The sequence below is a fragment of the Moraxella sp. genome (assembly GCF_024227015.1).
GTDB lineage: Bacteria > Pseudomonadota > Gammaproteobacteria > Pseudomonadales > Moraxellaceae > Moraxella.
In genome coordinates, this window is the sequence record NZ_JAAELD010000173.1 from 1 (window position 1) to 988 (window position 988).

1 protein-coding gene is annotated in these 988 nt (G+C 45.6%); it reads left to right on the plus strand.

Features of this window, described 5'->3' with window-relative positions; translation table 11 throughout:
• Positions 1-203 precede the first annotated feature (203 nt).
• Positions 204-988: IS66 family transposase zinc-finger binding domain-containing protein (locus GY683_RS04010; protein WP_297287524.1), on the plus strand; the 785-nt coding region annotated here is incomplete at its 3' end.

The following is a 988-nucleotide window of genomic DNA, read 5'->3' on the forward strand; positions in this document are numbered from 1 at the left end:
ATCACAGTGCACCTAACCCAACCACAGGACTCACCATCAGCCATGAACAATTCAATGCCCTGATTAGTGGTTTGCCTTGGCACAACCTAGGCAAAGACTTACTCACGCCGCTGACCTGACCTGCCTTTATCATAAAGCCGCTAAATCTCAACTATCACCGCCCGTTAGCTGACAACCGATAACGGTTATGGCAACATAGCGCCATGACCGATCACAGCCCAACCGACCTAACCGACCCTAGCTACGCTGAACTATTGGCTAAAATAGCCCTGCTTGAACAACAACAAAAACAGCAGCAAGATGCGTATCAACAGCGTCTACGAGAGCAGCAGCAACAATACGAAAAACAGCTTAAAGCCTATCAGGTTCAAATCGAACATCTCATCGAAAAACAAAAACTGCTCATTCACCAACTATTTGGACAAAAGAACGAAGCATTAACGCCCAAACAAGACCATTTGGGCAAAGAATCTGCTCTAGAAGACCTATCTGCCCTTGAACAAATTAAAGACAATGCTCAAGCCGAGCTTGATAACGACAGCCATACTGCATCGACAAACGAATCGGTCAAGACAGATAGCCAAATGCTTATCACCCAAAGTGAAAGTAAGCAAACCGACACAAACTCAGATGACAACAAACCAGCGAAACCCAAACGCGAGCGGCGTATTGTCATCCCTGATAACCTAGAAGTCCGAACCATCATTCATGAGCCTGAATCAATCACTTGTGGTTGTGGCTGTCAAATGAAACAAATTGGCGAAGACGTACAAGACAAACTCGGCTTTAAGCCAAAGCAGTTTTACCGTGAGCGGCATGTTTATCCTAAATACACCTGCCGTAATGCTGCGTGTAACCGTGAAAAGCTGGTGCAAGCCAAAACCGAGGCTCAAATCATCGTTAAAAGCATTGCCACCGCTGAGCTACTAGCCCACATCATCATTAGCAAATTTGCTGATCATCAGCCACTATACCGTCAAAGCCTAAT